Origin of the sequence: Roseibium sp. Sym1 (assembly GCF_027359675.1) — a bacterium.
GTDB lineage: Bacteria > Pseudomonadota > Alphaproteobacteria > Rhizobiales > Stappiaceae > Roseibium.
Window position 1 is genome coordinate 922,495 of record NZ_CP114786.1, and the last position, 21,049, is coordinate 943,543.

General features: G+C 50.3%; 14 protein-coding genes. 9 read left to right on the plus strand and 5 right to left on the minus strand.

What is annotated here, in order from left to right:
- Positions 1-355 precede the first annotated feature (355 nt).
- Entirely contained in the window at positions 356-1,924 is a 1,569-nt protein-coding gene (locus tag O6760_RS04200) for a hypothetical protein (protein ID WP_269584234.1), read from the minus strand.
- A gap of 39 nt (positions 1,925-1,963) precedes the next feature.
- Positions 1,964-2,563 (minus strand): hypothetical protein, encoded by a 600-nt coding sequence (locus O6760_RS04205; protein WP_269584235.1) that lies wholly within the window; start codon positions 2,561-2,563, stop codon positions 1,964-1,966.
- 248 nt (positions 2,564-2,811) lie between these two features.
- Between O6760_RS04205 and O6760_RS04210 the strand changes: the two genes are divergently transcribed.
- On the plus strand, positions 2,812-6,696 hold the full coding sequence (locus tag O6760_RS04210; protein ID WP_269584236.1) for a hypothetical protein: 3,885 nt from the start codon (positions 2,812-2,814) through the stop codon (positions 6,694-6,696).
- 106 nt (positions 6,697-6,802) lie between these two features.
- Entirely contained in the window at positions 6,803-11,368 is a 4,566-nt protein-coding gene (locus tag O6760_RS04215) for a hypothetical protein (protein ID WP_269584237.1), read from the plus strand.
- A 551-nt stretch (positions 11,369-11,919) separates the two neighbouring features.
- Here the strand turns inward: O6760_RS04215 and O6760_RS04220 are convergent.
- On the minus strand, positions 11,920-12,537 hold the full coding sequence (locus O6760_RS04220; protein ID WP_269584238.1) for a recombinase family protein: 618 nt from the start codon (positions 12,535-12,537) through the stop codon (positions 11,920-11,922).
- A gap of 140 nt (positions 12,538-12,677) precedes the next feature.
- Between O6760_RS04220 and O6760_RS04225 the strand changes: the two genes are divergently transcribed.
- Entirely contained in the window at positions 12,678-13,457 is a 780-nt protein-coding gene (locus O6760_RS04225; RefSeq protein ID WP_269584239.1) for a hypothetical protein, read from the plus strand.
- On the opposite strand, the gene O6760_RS04230 is transcribed toward O6760_RS04225, so the two are convergent.
- Positions 13,458-14,396 carry a hypothetical protein gene (locus O6760_RS04230; protein ID WP_269584240.1) on the minus strand — a complete coding sequence of 313 codons (939 nt, stop codon included), beginning with the start codon at positions 14,394-14,396 and terminating at the stop codon, positions 13,458-13,460.
- Between the two features lie 352 nt (positions 14,397-14,748).
- Between O6760_RS04230 and O6760_RS04235 the strand changes: the two genes are divergently transcribed.
- Entirely contained in the window at positions 14,749-15,108 is a 360-nt protein-coding gene (locus O6760_RS04235; protein WP_269584241.1) for a hypothetical protein, read from the plus strand.
- On the opposite strand, the gene O6760_RS04240 is transcribed toward O6760_RS04235, so the two are convergent.
- The gene (locus O6760_RS04240; RefSeq protein ID WP_269584242.1) at positions 15,105-16,124 is read right to left on the minus strand and encodes a hypothetical protein; all 1,020 of its coding nucleotides are present in this window, start codon (positions 16,122-16,124) and stop codon (positions 15,105-15,107) included. The two genes, O6760_RS04235 and O6760_RS04240, sit on opposite strands and share 4 nt — an antisense overlap.
- 435 nt (positions 16,125-16,559) lie before the next feature.
- Here O6760_RS04240 and O6760_RS04245 point away from each other — a divergent pair, with 435 nt between their 5' ends.
- Genes O6760_RS04245 through O6760_RS04265 form a run of 5 tightly spaced genes read left to right on the plus strand, consistent with a single transcriptional unit; the run spans position 16,560 to position 20,864 of the window.
- Positions 16,560-18,362: a type IV secretory system conjugative DNA transfer family protein gene (locus tag O6760_RS04245; protein ID WP_269584243.1), complete on the plus strand. Its 1,803-nt coding sequence runs from the start codon at positions 16,560-16,562 to the stop codon at positions 18,360-18,362.
- A 13-nt stretch (positions 18,363-18,375) separates the two neighbouring features.
- Positions 18,376-19,374: an AAA family ATPase gene (locus tag O6760_RS04250; protein ID WP_269584244.1), complete on the plus strand. Its 999-nt coding sequence runs from the start codon at positions 18,376-18,378 to the stop codon at positions 19,372-19,374.
- A 17-nt stretch (positions 19,375-19,391) separates the two neighbouring features.
- Positions 19,392-19,979 (plus strand): hypothetical protein, encoded by a 588-nt coding sequence (locus tag O6760_RS04255; protein WP_269584245.1) that lies wholly within the window; start codon positions 19,392-19,394, stop codon positions 19,977-19,979.
- A gap of 12 nt (positions 19,980-19,991) precedes the next feature.
- Positions 19,992-20,525, plus strand: coding sequence for a hypothetical protein (locus O6760_RS04260; RefSeq protein WP_269584246.1), 534 nt, complete (start codon positions 19,992-19,994; stop codon positions 20,523-20,525).
- Positions 20,526-20,528: 3 nt separating this feature from the next.
- On the plus strand, positions 20,529-20,864 hold the full coding sequence (locus O6760_RS04265) for a hypothetical protein (protein WP_269584247.1): 336 nt from the start codon (positions 20,529-20,531) through the stop codon (positions 20,862-20,864).
- Positions 20,865-21,049: the final 185 nt, after the last annotated feature.

Genomic DNA, 21,049 nt, shown 5'->3' on the forward strand with positions numbered 1-21,049 from the left:
TGGCCTCTGGGGTCGCGATCACGCGCAATGATAAATGATATTTAGACAAAGCCGCCGATCCGCACCGGCGGACGGCGACGATCAAGAGGACGGGAGTACCGTCAAACAGAGCGCCCCAAAGTCCTGTCGCTTGCGACGCCAAAGGCGATCTCGGCAACATGGGAGATACGACGCAGCCGTATCGAATGGAGCGGGCAGACGCAGATCAGGGCTATTGGATCAGGCGGGATGGGACGGTTTAAGCTGGAATACGGGTTCCAAGAGCGTGTGACACACGCGGGATAAAGCCGGCGCCTGGCGCCGCCATGCCCCACAACAAATCAGTCGAAGACCGTCAAATTCTAACTGTCTGATGTCACAAAAACATTTGCCAGCTTTGAGCGACGATAAACTGCATGATGAGGAAGACTCCCAAAACAAGAACAACTGACAATGCCAAGAAAGTTAGCGGAAAATTCTGAACTCGCTCTGACTTGAAGCACAAGTAGGCAAAATCTCGCAGTCTATACGCAACGACTCCCAAGGCCTCGGCACTCAACAAAATCCATAGAATAAATGTTGCTCCAAGCGAGGAAGCAGCAAATGAGGTAAACGGCAAGGGAACGCTGGCCGTGCCAACGTACCAACTCCCTTGGGCTAGACTGCTTGCGACCGATAAAGAGGCTCGGTCTGCAGGGTGCGTTCCCAAGAAATTCACCGCATGAAAAACCCATGCATTTGAAAGGACGCGAGGTAATTCAGCTAGTGCGTCGGTGATAATGAACAAACCAAACTTGTTGATTGCGGAATCCGTGACTCCGCCGAATGTTGTCGCGAAAGCACTAGCATAGATATCAAGCGGCGTGAGCCACTTACGCATCTTCGTCAGGTCGTAGCTCTCGAAAAGCGCTAAAAGGCGTATGGTACAGTCCGGCGGCCCTGATGTAACACGTTTATGTATAGAATTGTGAAGTGCAGCAAGAATTGAGCGGACATCACCGCTTTCAAGTTCGTTTTTCTTTTCTATGAATTTCGAAGCTTCGACTTCTTTCGACAGGTCATCGTAGTAGTCTATGAAAAATTTAGCGCCATATGAGAAATAATCATTTTGAAGAAACTTCTTTACATCTTGAGGTTCAAGTTCTTCTAAGCATATATTTTTGTAACTAATTTCAAAAAAATCCCATTTTTTGTACAAGTTCTTTTCGTTAAAATACGCGGAAGCCAATTCTTTTGAAGCGTCATCTTCATTTTGACTGTAGTTGTTAATTTCACGTAGCAGTCGAAGTCTTCGACTCGTTTCGTTGTCCCCACTGACAACTTCAGGAACGGCTATCCCGAGCTCCCTTGCTGCCCCAGACATTATGTTGGGGGCCATTAGGAATGCGCCACCAACCGGCTGGGCCATCGTACTCATAAGAGCAACGTAAATAATTGTTCGTGCAACTGCGAATATTAAACTGAATATTAGTATTGTCGAAAATAGATCTGATAACAAAAGTATGACTGTCACCCCGAAATTTTTATATGTATTCATGGCGCCAAGCAAAATTCTGGTTTTTGTATACGAAACAAAGTCGGCGACATAAGTTCCCAGCAATGCGATTGCTATACAAATGAAACCTAATGGACCAACCGATGAAAGCTGATCAAAATAATCAGAAAATAGGTTCCGACTAGTCGCAATGGCAGTGATTGAAGCTAAGGTCACAAAGACTGTCGTCAGAAAAATAGAAAATATTATTGCCCGAAGTCCGAAAAATCGGTGGCCGAACAATGCGTTGAATATGTCTAATGCCCTTGCCGTGCTGCCCGTTGGTCTTAATAGAGAAGAAATATAGTTAAAAAAGCGGCTCGTATCACTCTTTGGCAGCAGCTTGCCACCTGCCTCGGCTAAAAAGGAAAATAAGGTAATTAAGCCCAAGAGAGCCGCAAAATTAAACATTGAAAACCTCGGCGCCTGAGTTAATCCGCACTTTCCATCTCAACAAGCTGGACTTCTTACACCGAGAGACCGTCCTTGCTCATCTTCTTCACCCAACGCGTCAAATACTTGCTTTCCGGGTTGGCGAAGGGTAGCTCTATCTACGCACGCACGCATGTCGTCTACATTTTCTTTCAACGCCAAGCACAAATTCAATTCGCGCCCCATTTTAACGGACGCAACGTATCGTTGGAAGTTCGAGCTTAACCGCCTTTCTTCACCAACTTCGCCGTTCGTGATGATAAGCAATGGCATTTCCGGTGGAGTGGAATTCAACTTTGAACGTAGTTCTTCGTCTCGCAAATCTTGCGCCAAATGGTGAGCCGACAGGTTAAAGCAAGCAACAACTCTCGACTCAACAATGCCAATGTCCTGCGTATCTTTGGCAATTTGTCCATTTTGAAAGTAGGAGAAAAGACCCAGGGCGCCTCCAACAAGGCCGAAGATGACCGCCAAGGTGGACAGCCAAAATGGTGTACTCGATCTGCCGTCAGCATTTCGCAGCCATTGCCAGAACTGCACGACAGGGGCACCCCAAGCGGTTGGAACTTGCCCCCGCGCATTGTCTTCTTCGGTTGGCGTGGAACTTTCAAGCTCCATTGCTCCGCCCCTTCGTAATTCGCCCTACGGTTCGCAAGTGTAGATTCAAAATTGAAAAAGTAAAATCTTAAATAGTAGAGTTGTTGGTGCACACGTTTTGTACAGCACCCCAATTCACAGCGTGTGCGTCCGATTGTGTGCAGTTATGTCCTGCAATCAAATATTGCATGACAGCTATTTCACCCTATGTAACAATAACTTCTGCAATCTAAAAACTTTATTGTATGAGCAATCGAAACGAGAATGTGATGATTTTTGAGGTCAGCGCCGACCAGATTGAACGGCTGGATGAAAATCAAGTTGTAGACCTGCTTCGCCGTCTTATCAGCGCGGAACTTAATAAGAATTCCATTCCTTTGCGATCCGGAACTGCTCCCGCACAAATCACCATTGCTGACGGCGGCGACGATGCCAGGGTTTCATGGTCAGGTAGCCCGAATGAAACAGATTGGCTTCCCAGCCGTTTCACGATTTTTCAGAGCAAAAAGGGAGCAACCTCTCCGGCAGGACTGAAGGCTGAAACCCAGACCAAATCCACACAAGGCACAAATGCCCCGAAACTGAACGAGGCTCTTGAGGAGGCTATTTCGCAAAGTGGCGCATATGTCATCGTTACGCCCACGCCGGTTGTCGGAACAAACGTCGATCGCCGCATTTCCGGTATTAAGGAAGGGATCACCGATACCGGCAACGATCCATCCCTGCTGACCTCGATCCAGATTTACGATTGCAATAGGCTTGCTGCTTGGACGAATACGCATCCGTCCGTGGCGCTCTGGCTCAACGCATTACTGCGAGATGTCTATCTCGGCGGCTTTCAAACCTTTGAAGACTGGGGGCGGTCATCGGAAATTTCTGAGGTCGAATTTCAACAAAATGGCGATACGCGATTTGTCGTCAAAGGATCGGAAATACAGACTTGGCAAAACGAAGATGCCTCGATTTTGCAAGAAAAGTCCTTTGATGAAATTCGAGAGATTATATCCGCCTTTCTTGCCACAAGAGGCAATGCCGTTCGTGTAATCGGTCCCTCGGGATACGGTAAAACACGTCTCGTCCATCAACTAATCGCGAGTCGGACCGCATTACCTCAAGATATCTTGAGCGAGAGCCAGATTATCTACTGTCTCTACGAGGACGTTAAAGACCGGCTTTTGAACATTGCGCGGGAAATTGCCGACACCGGTTCACGTGCATTGCTGATCGTTGATGATTGCCCAGACCCTGTTCACACAAAGCTGAGCGAAACCGTCCATCGGGCCGGTTCCCGCTGCCATCTCGTAACGATAGGCGTGGAAACAAAAGCGCATGGTATGCGCCGCAACCTGATCGTTGAACTCAATGCCGCGTCAAATGAATTGATCGGCCATATTGCCGAGGCGACCAACAAAAAAGTCAGTGAGCGAAACGCATCCCTCATCCAAGATTTGTCGCAAGGTTTCCCGAGAATGGCAGTCTTCGCCTCGAGAGCGTTGGAAGGCGGAGACGAAGAACTTAGCTCTGTCGAGACCCTTATTTCGCGGATCGTTTGGGGCGAGCATGAAATCGACCAATCGGCGTTTGAAAGCCTGCAACTTTTAAGCCTTTTTACAATCGTTGGAATGGAAAACGAGCCTGCGAAAGAACTCGAAGAAATAGCGGCTTATTGCGGCAAAACCGGACGCCAAATGTTCGGTGAATTAAGACGCTTTGCCGAGCGTGGTGTTCTGTTCCGTCAGGGAGATTTTGGCGAGGCGCAACCGCTTCCGCTTGCGATGCGCTTGTCAAACCAATGGCTCGAAAGCAACCCTGCGGGGACGTTGGCGGACTTGTTCCGTTCTCTTAGCGAAGAGATGAAGCTGAGAATGGTTGGGCGCCTTCGCTGGGTGTCGTGGTCAGATAAGGTTTCAAGTTTCGGTAGAGCCCTGCTAGCAGAAGCCTTGCCTGATGAGGCCGCGCTCGACAGCGAATTCGGTTCAAAATTGTTGGACCGCTTCGTTCACCTCGCCCCCGATGCAACGATGGAGCACCTAGACAGACTGCTTTCAGGGAAAACAGTCGATGAACTGGCGTCCTTTGATACAGGCAGACGCTATACCATTTGGGCTTTGGAAAAGCTGGTGTTCCGTCGTCAGACCTTTGATGCGGCAGCCAGGTTGCTCCTGAAGCTTGGCGCAGCAGAAAACGAAGACTGGTCGAATAATGCATCCGGTCAATTCACCGGCCTCTACCAGCTTTATCTGTCAGGAACGGAAGCCACGCCGGAAGAAAAGCTCGTTGTGCTGGATGATGGCTTGGCCGATCCCGACGAGCGGGTGCGTAAGCTTTGCGTCGAAGCCTTAAATCGCATGCTCGAAAATTGGCATTTCTCCAGATCCGGCGGCTCGGAACATATAGGTGCCGGAGAAGCGTTGGAGGACTGGCGGCCCGAAACCTACGGTCAGATTTTCGATTTTTATCGCGCAGCCTTGTCACGTCTTGAGAAAATCGCCCTCGATCCCGGTGATCCGAACTGTCGGACCGCGCTCAATACTATCGGCTCGCACCTCAGAAGCCTCTTTGCCAATGTCAATTTGCTCGAAGAAATTCAGGCCATGATAGCGCGCCTGCGCGACGCCCATCCGGGATGGCACAAGGCTGCACTCGGGGTCAATGACTGGCTGTATTTTGATCGAAAGGAAGCGGATGAAGCTTACCAGCAAAAGCTTCGTGCATATTACGATGAACTAATACCCACCGATCCGCTGGAGCAGATCCACTACTACAGTAGCGGTTGGGCCACGGATATTCATGATCCGGACGTATGCTATGACCGCGAGGGTGATAACGATCATCACTATGCCGAAAACAAGATATACGAGCTGGTCGATGCCTCGCCTAAAGAATCCGCGTATTTCCTGCCGTTTTTGGACATGCTTTTGGAAAAAGCGACAAACTCGGGGTGGATTGCTGTCGTCCGTATTGCAAAGCATGTCGGTGATCCCGAACATCTGCTGCAGCATCTTTTAGACAACATGACTGCGAACAGCGAAATCCCCGCCGTGTCGAGTCTTGTACGCAATGTCATTTCCGGCGCAGCGCAAACCGACAAAAACAAGGGCCTGGAATGCCTTGAGCTCGCACTTGGCGTTCCCAGCCTGAGCGCATCGTCAATCGAATTTCTTACTGCAGCCGGGCTAGATAACGCGCTCATGCAACGCGCAATCGAGTTTGTACAAAACGATACGGTCGAACCGCGTCAGGTCTCAGCTATTGCCTTCAGTGATATATTTCAGACCGTTGATGAGGATTTAATTGAACTGCTGGTCAACACATTGCTGACTAAGCAAGAGCGCGGGGCGTGGGCGGCTGTCGATTTCCTAGCACATGTCTTGTATCGCTCTGACCCGAAAGAAGGACGGTTGTTGCAAGCTTTGAAAGTATCGGTAACCAATGGTGCCTTATTTGACAAACAGCAATATTCAAACATGGACTGGTATCATTGGTGCGAGCTTGTCGAAAAGCTCTTCAATGGCGGCCATGTCGATGATCACTTCAGTAGTGAATTGGTAGATTTCATCATAAGTGTGACCTCTGTTGAAGAATACCGTGTTCAACTCGCATTTGATGATTACGCGCAAAAAATACTTCGGCGCATAATAGCCAACTCTCCAAGCCTGGTTTGGGAGAAGTACCACGAGGCGCGAGCTGCCGCAGATGGTCGAGCTGTATACCGACTTCCAAGCTTATTCGATGCGAATATTGGAGAGCCATCAAACCCCGGCGTTCTCAATGACATTCCGGCTGAAATATATGTACCGTGGATGCTGACAGACAAAGAAGAGCGAATGCCGTTCATTCTGGATTGGATTCAGCTCTTTGACGGGGCGAAGAGCGCGCGCAAATGGAGTCCGGCATTTATATCATTTGCTGATGCCCATGTGGATCGACCGGAGAGGTTAGATACACTTCGTTCCAGATTGACCTCAGGTATGTGGGCAGGCTCGTTCGCCAATAAGCTTGAAGCTGAACGCGATTTGTTGCTGGAACTTCGGAGCATTTCAACAAATCCGCATGTCCATCGATGGGTTGATAGAACGACGACACGGATGGAACAACAGATCACAGAAGAGCGCAGGCGGGATGCAAATAGGGAAGCGTCATATCGTGCTTGAGAGAACTTGGGCGTTGCGGCCTCTCTTTACCACGACCGAATTCCCCTCTCTGTGGAACGGAAAAACTGACGGCATTGGCGAATAGATACAAACAAGAAGACTGAGAATGGCTGCTTCCCTTCAAACTCAAATCGACAAACTGAAAACATCTCTAAACGAGCTGAAGGCGACAGGGAAAAATGGTTTCGAGGGTCTAATTGCCGTCACTCTCGAAACGATCACAGGCATTCCCTTTCGGCTAGCCAATAGTGGTTACCAGCGCGGAGTGGATGGCAAATCCACATTTGAAGGCGCGGTCGTGTTTGAAGCAAAGCTTTACACGAATGACCTGCCTAGAGCTGATGTTCTCTCGAAGATTCCAGACTTTGTGCGCCACAACGAATACGCAGATCTTGTTTGGGTTCTTGGCGCAACTTGTACAGTTCCGAGCCAGTTGGCAGACGATCTGAACGACGATGCAGAGAAAGAAGGTATCACCGCGTTAGTTTTGGACTGGGTGCCATCTGATTTTCCGCGCCTGTCTGTCGCACTGGCAATGGGCGGTGACAATGTTGATGATTTTCTCAAGACCAATCTGAAAACACCTAAAGCCAAAAAGGAAGCATCGGCAGCACTTGACGCAATCCGCGCTAGTGCTCGTTTTGACCTTGCCGCAGACATCATCCGCAAAAGTCTGGATGCGCCGGGTGTTGCCACAGCCAAAGCCGAAAAAGCCAACGCAAGGTGGTTTAAAGATGCTTCCTCCAGCAAAGCCCTAGCGCGCAGTGAACTTGGCCAGCCGCTTGCTCCCAATGACAATGCCATCACGGTTTTGGATCGGCCCAACCTTATCAAAGCACTCGACCCGTATTTCAAGGGATTCCCGGGAGAGAGCGTTGTTTGCATTCATGGCGAAGAAGGCTGCGGCAAATCATGGACAGTAATCCAATCCTGGCTGGCGCAGACCGACAAACCTCTCTTGGCATTTGCCACACCGGATGAATTTTCAGACACGGCCACGCAAGATGAGATTCAAAAGCTCCTGATCGCAAAGCTTCAGACCCAAACCGGCGACGACAAAGTTGATGCAAGCGCGACCAGATGGGGCCAACGGTTCAAGGGTTGGAAAAACGCTGATAAGCCTGCTCGGCCACGCTTCGTGCTCGTTATCGACGGAATAAATCAACGCCCCAAACGGTTATGGGGCAGAATTATCGACAGCGTCGCCACCTATGCAAACTTGCACGGCGGGTGCGTTATGTTCACGACACGCACGCACTACTTAGAAAGCCGAGTCAGGAAAGCGCTGACCAGCGTGTTCAAGGGTATTCTGGTTCCCAAATGGAGTGCATCCGAGCGGGACGACATACTCAAGCAAAACAACGTCCCGATAAATACGCTTAGCCCATCTGTTGCCGAGTTTCTTAGAAACCCCCGCATCTTGTCGATCGCACTCGATGTGTTCGGCAAAGATGTTACGGCTTTTGAGGAGTTGAGTATCGAAAGGCTTCTTCTTGAACACATTATGGCGGGCGTGAAGCTGGACTTCGGGAACGATCCTGTCGAGTTCTTTGAGCATTTGCGAGCCCACGCGAAAACCCTGATGGAGCGGGTAAAAAGTCAGATCAGGGATGACCTTCACATTTTTGAATCTCATGTTCCTGCGGTCGCTGATGGTCGCTTCTTCAGTCCAGTGAAAGGCGAGCCAAGAAAGTATGAGCTAAGCGAAAATGGCCTGACGCTGGCCCTCGGGCTTTCGATCATCGAAAATCTGCGGCGGGCGGAACGTAACAACCGAGATCTGCATGATGCTCTAAAAGAGATTCTTGAACCTATCGAGGCTCTGGACAAGACCGCCGCTGCGGTTGCTGCTGCGATCACAGTGTGCGCGGCAGACGATGACGAATACTCGCCTGAGATTGCAAAAGCTCTCATTCAAGGCTTCTCGGAGTTGCAAAACCCTCCTTCGGAAACGCTGGCAGCCCTTGTCAGTTTTGCCAAGGCAAGACCTTTGACGTTTGCCGAGACAACGCGGGATCTTTGTTTGCAAGGCGGACATCAATCCAACTTCGATTGGATACAAGCTTCCTTGGTTGAAGCAGCAAAATCTGACGACGTTTTTGTCCTGGTTGCGGACGAAGTTCGGCGGTGGCTGCGGATGTATTCGCGCGATCCGGAACGCCGAATGCACGCTCATCCCAGTCGCGATCCAGCCGAAAAAGTTGCGCAAGAAAGGGAAAAACGTCAGGCAGAAATCGAAGGTGCGATTGCGTCATTTACACCCGCGGAGCAAAAACGCTTCGAGCGCCTAGTAGAGTCGGCGGGAGATTTAGACACGCTGTCCCAGACGGCGTTTCTCGTTTTGGCAGGCAAAAAACTGGCACAGTTCGCTGACGCCCTTTCCGATTGGAGCTTTGCCAACGCAATCAACAGTTCCTATCAGGTACCCACAAAAGACTTTCTCGCCCTTGTCGGATTTAACCGTTGCGATTGGTCCGAGACGCGCGCCGAACTGCTGAAAGCGAGTGAAGATTTGGCCGGCGATGGCGCCTCAAAAGCAGGAAAATGGGCACGGCTCAAGATTTTGCGTTCAACAGGCGCTTCCGATGATGACCAATTGGCTGAAGAGCTTTGGAAAGAGCTTCGAAAAGACTGGTCGCACCATTTTGTTTTTGAAAACTCCGATGACATCGCTGAGCCCTGCGATCCAGGTGCACATGCACCCGCAAAACTTGATGAAGTTGTGCAGCGCTATCAAGACCTGGATGTAGCACTGCTGCGCCAACAGATGGGACAAACGGCACAGGACCACACACTGGTCGATGACAGGCCGGTTGTCGCCCGCTTTGCGCTGGATGCTGCCATCGAAAAACATAGAGAATTGGCAGACGATGTTCTTGGTCGGACTGGATTTCCGTTGCGACAAGGTTTGTTGGAGCTGCGCAAGCACAACGTAATCCTCAAGCCCGAGCAAGCGCGCAAGCTAATTGCCAAATGGAAAGAAGCTCAAACACATGGCGAAACGCAGGGATTGTCGAAGGACGATGCAATCCTAGTTCAGTATGAATTGCTTGTCGCGTTCCCCTTTCTTGAAGCTGCCGAGCAACTGGAAATCCTACTGGATACGCGAGAGGATCAGCCACTACTTTTGGACGTTCTTGATGAAATCAAGTCCCTGGATACCGACACTATCGACTCTCAATTGACTGAAGCCCGTGCGTCTGGCTCGGCACACAAGCAGCACCTCCTTCTGGAAATCGTTGCAGCTACTGGCACAGAAATCTCGAATGAGATGTGCAGTTTTGCGTGTTCCCTAATCTCTTCAAAGAACGATCGACTTCGGGCTAGCGCAATTGGCCTCGCTGCCCGCTCTGAAAATTCCGATCTTCTCAATGCTGTCGCAAAGAGCGATTGGACGAGCGGTCCTTCTGAGGAAAAGGACAATTTCGAAGCTTGGTATGGTTCTCTCGCCTTACTCAAGGCGGCAGAAGCAGGTTTGATCGACAGCACTGAGATTCTAGACCGGATATCGCCCAGATTGTATGGACGTGCAGCGATCATTCTGAAGGGACAAGTCGCGCAAGAAATTGTCCGTCTCGTTGATGCTTCTATCCGTTGTGCGGCGGGTCTGCCCGAGGCGCTGATTGCTCCCGAAATAGAACTTGAGGCTGAAGAATCCAGGCGCGAGGAACCAGTGCGTTTTTCTATTTCAGAGAAAGAGCACCCCTCGGCAACCCCGCAGGACTTTTTCAAGAGAGTTTCTGAAAGCAATGAGGAATTTCGCGAGCGGCAAAATAGAAATTATGATGCCTTTATCGCCTTCAGAGAGGAACTCACGGCGGCCAAAGCCCATATTGTCCTTGATCGCCTCACACCCGAAGAGTTCGCAGCGATTATTGAAGCTGATCCCACCGTTGCCCAGCGGTGGTTCAACCTATTTATGGATCTGAACGATGCCAAGTTACCGGCGGTACACAACCTGATTTTGCTGCTGGCCGGAGCAATCGGCAATTCCGATCCCGAAAAAGGCGCAGCGCTGCTAGAGCGAATAGCTCATAGTCGTCCGTTGGTAAGATTCACCTACGGCAAGAACGGCGTCGATCTGGGTTCAAAAAGCGCATGGTCGTGTGACAGTTCCCCAGCCCTTGACGCAATGCGCCGAAAGCGGCTCGACAGCGCAGCTACTGATCAGGCCATCGCAGTGGAGGCTTTGTCTGCCTTGCAATGCGGACAAGGTAACTTTCTGGAGAAGTATGTTGATGAACAGCTCGCACGCGCCGAACCGGCAGAAATTGCGCGGGCGATTATGATTGTCGGATACAGTGATCAAAGCCATCGCAATGATCAGATACTAGCCAAGTTTGAAGACAGCGCCGGGCTCCCTGGCAGGGCATATGCAGTGGCTGGTGCCGCGTATCGCCGCAATGTCTGGGCGCGTCACTGGTTCGAAGCCATGTGCAAGACTGACGATCCAGCCGATTTTTGGCAGGCTGGCGTCCTGTTCACGCAATGTGCTGATGGTAGATTTGGAGTGTGGAGAGACGAGTTTGAACAATCTGGTAAGATGATTTCATTGTTCAGTGCCGGCGTTGGCAGCGACTTGAAGCATCGATATGAAAAAAGAAGCAAGGAACGTGAAAAAAAGCTTTTTGGACAAGATGCACCTGCGCCGATTTTCGTCCAACAGGATTGATCTAATTTATTCCGCTATCATTGATTTGCACGGTTCGGCGCAAGTGGAGAGACATATCTCCAAGCCCTGTGAGTGGTTTCAAGGGGCGCGATAGCCCTTTGATCGGGTTCAGCGTCGATACGCTGACGGCATCCAATCTGCGGAAGGTTGGTCAGGTTTCCAAAGGGCACGAAGGCTCATTGGTCGATGGGACGGTTCCAAGGAAGGGCAGCACGAATGCTCCCTTCCTGGTCAGGATTGCATAAGGGCAGGAACGCCCTTTGCTCTCGATGAAATCGTCTCCATGAAATGGTCTGGGGTCTTGGGTACAGGAACGCCGCCCAAGTCGATGGGTGCAGGGAAAGCGAAGTTTCCCGCGAGTGGCTCAATCCGGCGATACGGGTTGGATGGCTCTGAAACGGGTTCAATACCCTGGAAGAGCCAAGGCTAGAGGGTCCACGGGAGAGCGCAGCGTCTCCCTGGCAAGATCGGCGGGGTACTACCCCGCACATCTTGCGACTGAGAGATAACGGAATTTCCCGCGAAAACAGACCATAAAGGACAAGTACACCCTATTCTACGGCATTAGCACCGATTCGGTGTATGCTGCGCCGCAAGGTACTGGCTGACACTCCGAAACGCGCCGCAGCTTCATCCGGCGATTTGCCTCTCTCCTGCATATAGGATTGCGCTTCAAGAACCTGCTCATCCGTCAAGCATCTTGGCCTTCCGATTTGAGCACCCCGTTCACGTGCCGCCATTAAGCCAGCACGGGTGTTTTCCCGGATGAGATTGCGGGAGAATTCGGCAACGGCAGCGAAGACATGAAAGACGAGCTTTCCTCCGGATGTTGTCGTATCGATCCCTTCCGTCAGGGAGCAAAACTGGACCCCGTTCGCGTCAAGCCGCGTGATAAGATCGGCAAGGTGCAACACCGAACGCCCCAATCGATCCAGCTTATAGACGACCAGGGTATCCCCTGCCGCTAATGCGTGCAGCGCCTTATCGAGACCGGGCCTCTCGGCCAATGCTCCCGAAAGGCCGCGATCCTGAAATATGCTTTTGCAACCTGCCTGTTTCAGCGCGTTGAGCTGAATATCCAGCTTTTGCTCGTAGGTCGAAACGCGCGCATAGCCGATCAACCTGCCACTTTGCGCATTTGGCAATGTCGATGGGTGCCAGTGTTTCATGGAAATTTCCTTTCGGGCCTAGCAAAACCGATCGGTTTTGCAGGTCCGTCATGGTGATGTCTCCGGAGGCCGCAACGGCGGATAAAAAGCCCGAAAAACAGGGCTCTTTCTAAAGTGTTTCTTTTCCAAAATTTACATAAATGCAGCATAGTCAAAATCCATCAGTTTTGACTACACCTATTACTGCGACAGATAAAGCATTACCTCTCGATAGGACAAGTAATAAAATTGCTAAAAGTTTGCATTTTGTTGTTAAATGCTCTAATGTTCTGGCAAATAATAAACAAAAAAGAAATGTCGAGGGTGTGTCTGACGCAATTATTGATGCGAGGACACAAATGGCACAAGCCAAAGAAAATAGAATAGCTGGAAAATTGCTGGGCGCTGGTCTTGCGCTCTCGGCTGCGTTTTCACCTATGGCCGCAACTGCGCAGGACGCTACGCCGGTCAATAGTCTCGAAACCGTCGACACGGTTCTGTGCCACGATGACAGGACATATCTCGCGAAAGACGGCTGGAACTCCGAAACTGCCGATTTGTCATGCGCTACACATGCCGCGAGCGAATATGCCGAAAGCCACCACGGCGTTGGCATTCTTATTCATGTCGGCCAGGATCTTCCGTATGGCGACCTTACTGCTGATAAATTAGGTCAAATCCTAGTCAGCAAATTCAAAAAGGAATACGGCACTGACGCCCAATATTTCCTCAGACAGAACGATGCCCGCGCAACCGCCATCAACTATCATCTCGGCGAGTTTATGTATGGCGCGGTTGAAAGCAGGGTCGATATGGACCTCAAAGAAGCTCTCGCCGCCATGCCTGAAGCGGCAGGTTTGTTGAATCTAATCTGGGAAGAAAAAGTCGCTAGTAACGAGCAAGCGCTTGACCTTGGTACCGCGCCACAACCGGGCGGATAATTATCCCGCCATTTCCGGTTTAATCACCGGGCTTTGTTCCGGCTGTGGTGTCGGTTGTTCGGATGGCGGTGCGGCGGCAGTCTGGAATTGATCCACAGCCTCTCCCTCCAGTTCTCCGAGAAGTCCGCTTAATGCATCTTCACTTCGAGTTACTCTGCTATCGCTGTCGAAGTCATTGTCTTGTAGATCATCCCGTCCGCCTGAACCTAGCTGATCAACTTGCATTACATCCTTCGACTCTCGAATGAGGGCGATTGCGCCCTCAACCGAGGCGGTGGCAGCTTCGCGGGTAGACGCGCTTATTGCACCTGTTTCCGCAAATTCTGACTTCGCAACATTAGCTTGCTCAACCAAACGCTCTTTTTGGTCTTCTAATTCACCTTTTATGTGCTCCAATGTTGCAACGTCATTACCGAATTGATCAACACGCTCTTCCATGATCGCGGTCAAGATTTCTTCCGCGTCGTCGTCTTTCGGGTCAAATTTACGGCCTGTTTTCGCTTCCCACGCCTTGATCGCGTCAACCACTTCAGGGTTTTCAAGAAGGTCATCGACGCTGGCTGTGCCATTTTGCAAGGCATCAATGGCATCACTCAGAACATCAATCTTCGCTTCCAGGGCTTTGATTTGGTCGTTGGTGCGATCAATCTCTTTGTTTAATGCATCAATTTGCTGTTGTAGCAGCGCGAGGAACATCTGATCCTCAGCCCGCTCTTTCGCTTCTTTTTCGGCTTTTTCCTGTGCGGAGCCCTGCGCCTTTTTCGATGCGGCAGCAGTCCCTAGCTGAACGCTTTCGATGGAGCCGCTTTTCTGACCGTGCTGGATGTCATCAGCTTCCTTGCGCGTTCGGGCAGCTTGAATAAGGGCGTGCGCCACGTCTTCGGCTATGACCGAACCAAAGCGCTCTGTGAGCGAACCTTGTTCCCCTAATTCCTTCATAATATTTCCCCACACATCCCCGCAACCTCGTTAAAATGGGCGCGCTTGGTGTGCTGATAGTAAATATAGAAGGAAATAGTTAATATTTATTATGGAAAAGATAAAATTTTATCTATTTTTAACCATATATTACATTATGGGTACTATGATTACCTTGTGCGGTGGCAATCCCCTTCGCACAATATACACGAAAAAACTAAAGGCAGCTCCCACCAGAGAGCTGTCTTTTTTCTAGCATTACGTTATGTTCATATTCATATTTTTACTTTGAGAAGACAGAATTATCTATGCATAAGGAAGTTCTTTCACAAATTTCTTCTAATTTTATTATGAAATATATTATAATAATAATGTGGAAGATTACGTAAGCCCGCTTAGTGTATTCAATGGAGATCTAGATAATCAATCGTTATCTGATGCAAAGAAGCTCATCGATAGTTTGAGCCAAGCTGAAAAAGTTGAAATTGCCGACTATTTGGCAGGCCAAATTCAGAGATCCGATTTAGATTATTTATTGCAGCTCCCTATTGAGAATTTATCTCCTGACGAGAAGCAAATCATATTAGATGCTTGGAAACCTTCAATCTCTGCCCCACTTCCCAATGAAGAACAAACGCCTCGGGAAAGGCTCATTCAGCTACGCGCTGAGGAAGTCAGAGAAAGCATTTGCGATGAATATGCGAGAGAACATTACCGCGTAGAGCCGGATTAGGCTCTAGACTTTCCTGTATTTTGAAGCGGCTCAAGAAATAGAGCCTTTGCAGTTGCGGTGATTATGGCGTTTTCCAACTCCTGCATAGTTTCACGAAACTCTTTAATCCAACTCTTATTATATTGTTTCAGGTCTTCACTCGTTGCTTCCACATCGAGATATCTACAGGTTCGATGCATTAAGGTGAAAAGATCGAAGTAAGCGGGTGCGATTAGGGCTTGAAAATAGTAGCCCATAGCCACATCCGCCGGCATTGTATTGTTCCGGTAGAAATCGCAGTAGTTTGAGAACAGTAACCAATCCATTGTCGAAAGCGCCGAAAGTACTTTTGCCGGACATGTATCACAAGTCTTGAATCTGGTCTCTATGCGACTATCCAGCCCTTCCATGGGACGCTTGATGTATTTTGTAATAACCTCATCGTGAATCCATGGTCTATAGGGTTCTATGTACATGGTTTCATAATTGTCTTTTTTAAATGCACGATTGAGCGCCAGCACATCTACGGAGCCGTATTCTCTCTTCGTCTCACGTACTGAGGGGCCGATAGGGCATCGCGTCAAACAAGCATGGATAAGATCAAAATTGTAGGAAAGTCTCTGCGCAGACTCTGTCTGCTGATTTTCAAGTCTAATATCGCGACTGAAATTTTTCTGCTTTTTCCTCAGGTCGGGCGTGGAAATGTGAGCGACCCAATAGCTATTATATATTGTGTGTATGACATTGGCGACATGTAGAGCGCCTGGTTGTCTCACATTGGCGTCTTTTTTTCTCAGCAAAACAAAACGCTCATGCAACAGCGTGTAGATATGCTGCATCCAAATTGAATCATTGACGAACCGCATGCGCAGGGAATGGGCAATTGTACGAATTCGATATTCGGACAGTCCTGTTTCTTCTGCGATAGACGCGTATGACGCTCCCATCAAAATCGGAAAAATGAGTTTGAGAAACTGCGCTTCGGACAGTTTCGAGCCTTTGTAGTAGCGATTGCGAATTCGGTAATTGCGAACCATGTGCACTGACCAAGTTTATCAGCATCCCCCATATCAGAGAATTTCGGGGAAAGACAGTGCGAGAATTTATCACTGGGGCATTATTAGTTTCAGAAATTGGGGCAATCTGAGTGATTTTGGGGCAAGAAAAACGTGTTTGGGGCAGAATTTCGTAAGCGAATAAGCATACGATACATCTTTAGTGATATCGGGGGAATATTAGTGCGACGGTGATTGCGGGAGCCGTATTCCTAAGGTTTTCTCAAACTCATGATCCGTCGTTGTAACGGTGATGGCTGCGACAGGCCAACCAACTAACAAAGTTACAGACTTCCCTAACGGGACATCAATGTCGCTCGCGCTATCGCGGCGGTCAACGGGAGACGTGTATGCAAGACTACCTCAACATACTTGCTAGCATTACTCCTCATATTTCCATGAGCAAGGACGGCTGATATGGCGCAGTTCGTCCAGCAAGTCATCGATATCGGCGTCCCCGTTGCCGAAACCATTGTAATTGGCGGAACCGCAAATATTGCCCTGCGCACGGTGGTTTTCACTACACTGCGAATTTTTGGCGCATTCGATCCGCGATGGGACAAAAAGTGGCCCCGCCTGCCTTGGAGATGGCCATACCTGCGCCTCTGGATTCGTTTCCAGGAATGGAAAGAAGAGAATTTCAAGCAAGGCAAAGCCAGCGCTGGAAAATCCGGAGCATTAACTCAACTCGCCTTGCGATACGAGGAAGGCAACAGCCTGATTGGGCGCGTACGCTTGCCGCTTGGCATTCCCCATTACAGCCTAATCGGCGAGAAATCGGAACGGCATAAGCTCTATATCGCGTCTTCGCGGTCGGGGAAATCGTTGCAGGTTCAAACTGAACTTGCCCATATGCCGCAAGACGCATGCGCACTGATCGTTGACCCGACTGCCAACCATACAAATCAAGTCCTTATCCCACTTGAACGGCGCGGACATGAGCTCTGTGCACTAGACCCGTTGGGATTACTGGACCGCCCATCTCAATCCATCAATTTCATCGCCCAAATCGATCTGATCAACGCACGGCTTGGCCAAGACCGGACAACGATATTGTGCGACCGTATTGCAAACCTGTCCTTCCCTGAAAGTAGCAACGAGAAGCCATTCTTTCGCGATATGGGACGCGAGGGATGGGCGCGAATTATCCTTTTCGCGAAAATCACCAACAAAAATGCAGCCATGCTGGATGCACGCCGTCTGGTCTTGGTCGGCTTCATTGAGGATGCTGACGGTGATCCCGTGCTTGCAATGGCATTGCTCTGGGAGGCGATGCTGGCTTGCGATGCCTATGACGGTCACGTGTCGTCTTTTGCTGCGCAGATGATTGCGATGGACGAACGTACACGTGAGAATGTCCTCGCGACGATCCGCAGTAAAACGGCGTTTTGGGACCACGAACAGGTCAAATCGGTTTCCCGATCCAATGATGTCAATCTTTGCGACCTCAAAGACCCCGACAAAAATCTCATAGTTTCCCTGCCTGTCACTGTCGGGGAAATGCGCACGACCCTGAGGCCCTGGGTGGGCGGCATCATTTCTTTGTCGCTCGCGGTCATGGAATGGATTCCCGGTGACCTAAAAACCAAGACACGGTTTGTGATTGAAGAGATTCAGGCTCTTGGTGAAGACGCGTTGCAGGGCGTGGGCGAAGCCTTTCCTCTCATGGCTGGCCAAGGCGTCTCTTTGACAGCCGTAGGTCAAGACTTGCCAGGTCTGCGGAAAGCCTTCCCAAAAGACTACAAATCCATGATCGGGAACGCGCAGCACGTGATTTTCATGGCGACGAATGACCATGAAACTTACGAGTACATCGCCAACCACGTCTTTGGGCAGAAGACCGTCAAACGGAAGAAATGGAGAATCCCATTTCTTTGGACGGTTAGCAGCAAAGAAATCCCCGTCATCACTCCGGATCAGGTTCGGCGGTTTCTAGAGGCGGGACGGAACAACGCCATTGTTCTTCGCAATGGCAAGCGCTCCATGATGGTTAAAACAGCCCTCAGCTACAGAGTGTTACCGGTCTGGATGATCGACCCCAGCCGCGACCATCGTGAAACACGTGCCCGTGCTTGGTTTCGAAAGGTCTGGGAAGACTTCACGGCGCGGTGTGCTGAACGCCCTGAACCTATCACCGACATTCCACTTCCGCTCACCGGGACGGCCAAGCTCGAAGCGCTTGCTCGCTCGGTAGCGGCAAGCCGCCACCCTGAAACTTGAAAGGAGAAATAAAATGAAACTTAATTCTGGTCGCTATATTCCGCCGACAGTTGCCTATGATCTTTTGGCACATCTATCGCTGTTCAGATCGATAGCAGAGAACCCAAACATCAAAGGACCTGCGATATTAATCATGCAAGGGCCGGCCGGCTCCGGCAAGACGTCCACAATCCGGCATCTTTGTAACCATATCTGTGCGCCCCTGTACGAACTTCACGGCAAGGACATGGTTTCGCAATGGGAGGGCCAAGGCACCAAAGCACTTGAACGAAAAATCATAGAAGCCGCCAACGACCCAAGCCCGTTTCAGCCTGTTGTCCTGCTGGACGATGCCGAAATGGGTGGCCTTCGCGTCGATGAGCGCTTTACCGGCACAGTGAACAACAACGCCTCGTCCGGTTGGCTCATGCAATTTGCGAACAACCCCAGAGAGTTGCTTGTCGAATCCGATACGGGGACAAGGCGAACGATCAGGCTTAAGCGCCCTCCTGCTCTTATTATGATCGTTAACAACATCTCGGCACTTCATTCCCCACTGGTACGTGAGGGACGTGCCGCGCTATGCACCCTTGATCCAAGAGGTGCCGATCTACAAAGAGTGATTGCCGGTATGTTTCCCAAGCTGTCCGTTCGTCAGGCCGGACAATTGGTGAACAAGTTTCCTGATAAATCGGTCGCGTTCTTTGCCGAATTGGTCAACGACCTCGCAAAACAGGCGGCAATGAACTGCGCTCGTGATGCGAGCTTTGATTTCCTCAGCGTTGATTGGAAGCACGCAGCAGCTTCGATTGTTGATGCCTCAAACGGTGCCACGTATCCGCAGCTAGTGGCTGCCGGTGAAAAGCTGGCTGCGCAATCACGGAACACCAACTTTGTGAACCAGGCGAAGCCGGTTCAAGAGGACGCCAATTCGCTCATCGGGCAGGAAGGCTTCCACAACTACGGCAACGGCGCGCTTCATCCTGCAAATGAGGAACTGCCGCAGCCGCACATCCCTCCCGTGAAAATTTAACTGAAAGGAGAAGCCCCATGGCAATGGTGCAAACAAAAGCGCGAGTATGGAACCTAACAAGAAATCAGTTACTGCAGGGCGTGGCGCGGCGATTTTTCGAGATCGCGGCGGATCACGGCAAGGATTGCGATTGGTATCTTGAACGCATCGACGTGATGCTCCGCATGGAACTTATCGAGTTCTACTATCTGGTCGTATTCAAGGCTGATGAACCCATCGCGGGTGCAAAGCTCTGTTTTGATTGGAAGCGCCACACCGCCCTCGTTGAATCGATGGGTGAGTTTTTCGATCCTGAAAAAATCAACCAGTTCGGAACAACGGACTCCATCGCCGACACGATGCAGGCTGTTCGTGCCTATGTAGATGGGCTGTTCGAGCACTGCGGCGCAACCCGCGTCGAGGTCTGGTACAGCGTGCGCGATGATCAGATTAAAACACTCGGCTCCGAACGGGTCGATCAGTTGCTGGACGTTAGCAGGTCTGATGAGGCTAAGAAAAAGTCCTCTGAGAGATGGGCAAAAATCATGAAAGCCAAAGCGGACAAGGGCGCGAAACGCGTCTCCACGCTCGGCGATCTTCCCGAAGCTTCATTCGACATCTGGTAAGGAGAGATAATCATGGACGACATGATGAAGAGACTGTTTGACGACCTGGATACGTCGTTGAGCGTTATCGAAGCCCGCTTCACGGGCGGAATGGACTCGCCGGTTCTGCCCGACGATTTGACAGATCAGCTCGGTAATTCCGTCTCAAATGATGAGGCAGGATCGGAAAGTGGAAACGATCAAACAGGGGATGTATCCGGCAAGATCTCAGCCCTGAATGACCGTTTCCGTCAGAACCAGTCAACCGCCGATGACGAAATCAAAGGTCGATGGATCTTAGGAGATGATATAGAGGAACTTCCCGGTCCGACAAAGGCTGCGATCAAGAAAAAGGTCCGCGAATATGCGGACTTTGAGGAGTTCCCGCTCCATGATCGCGGTACATTTGAATATCGGAGCAAGGACAAGTCCTTCCCCATCATCTGGATGATCAAAGCCTATGAGGATGAAACCCTCGCCAAAGAGGTCGAGCATCCTGAAGACCCCGCTCAGAGCTATCGGGTTTTGCTGCTCGATCTTTCCGATGAAACAGGCGAGGAGGATTAATCCATGACCAACAGACCGATTGCAAAGTTTCAGGAGTTCCCTGCGGAAATCTCGCTGTTCGAACAGGAGAGCGAGAACGGCCCCTGGCTGAACGCTCAAGTCAGCAAGATCTACAAAGAGGGTGAGGACTACAAGCGAGCGAATAACTTCAACCGCAATGATCTGCTGAAACTGCACACCCTCGTTCCGCAAGCCATTGAACGGATGCAGTCATGGGAGCTGGAGCAAAGGCAGGCGCGGTCCCAATCAGACAGCCGAGACATCGATAGTCTGAAAGAACGCGCCCGAACGCGAAGGACCGCACGCGGACAGTCGCAAAACCACGAGGAAACCCCGTGATGACTTTAGTGCGTGCTCCGCAGTGAGCCTATATGCTGCCCTGCAGTAGTAAGCGATTGAAATTGATCATGAATTTGCGCTCCTGATCAATTTCGGGATATACTATACTTATGGTTGTATTTTACATAGTGAAATCAGCCTAAGCCGGGACGCAAAACGTCTTTGGGGGCACGTCTCAATTGAAA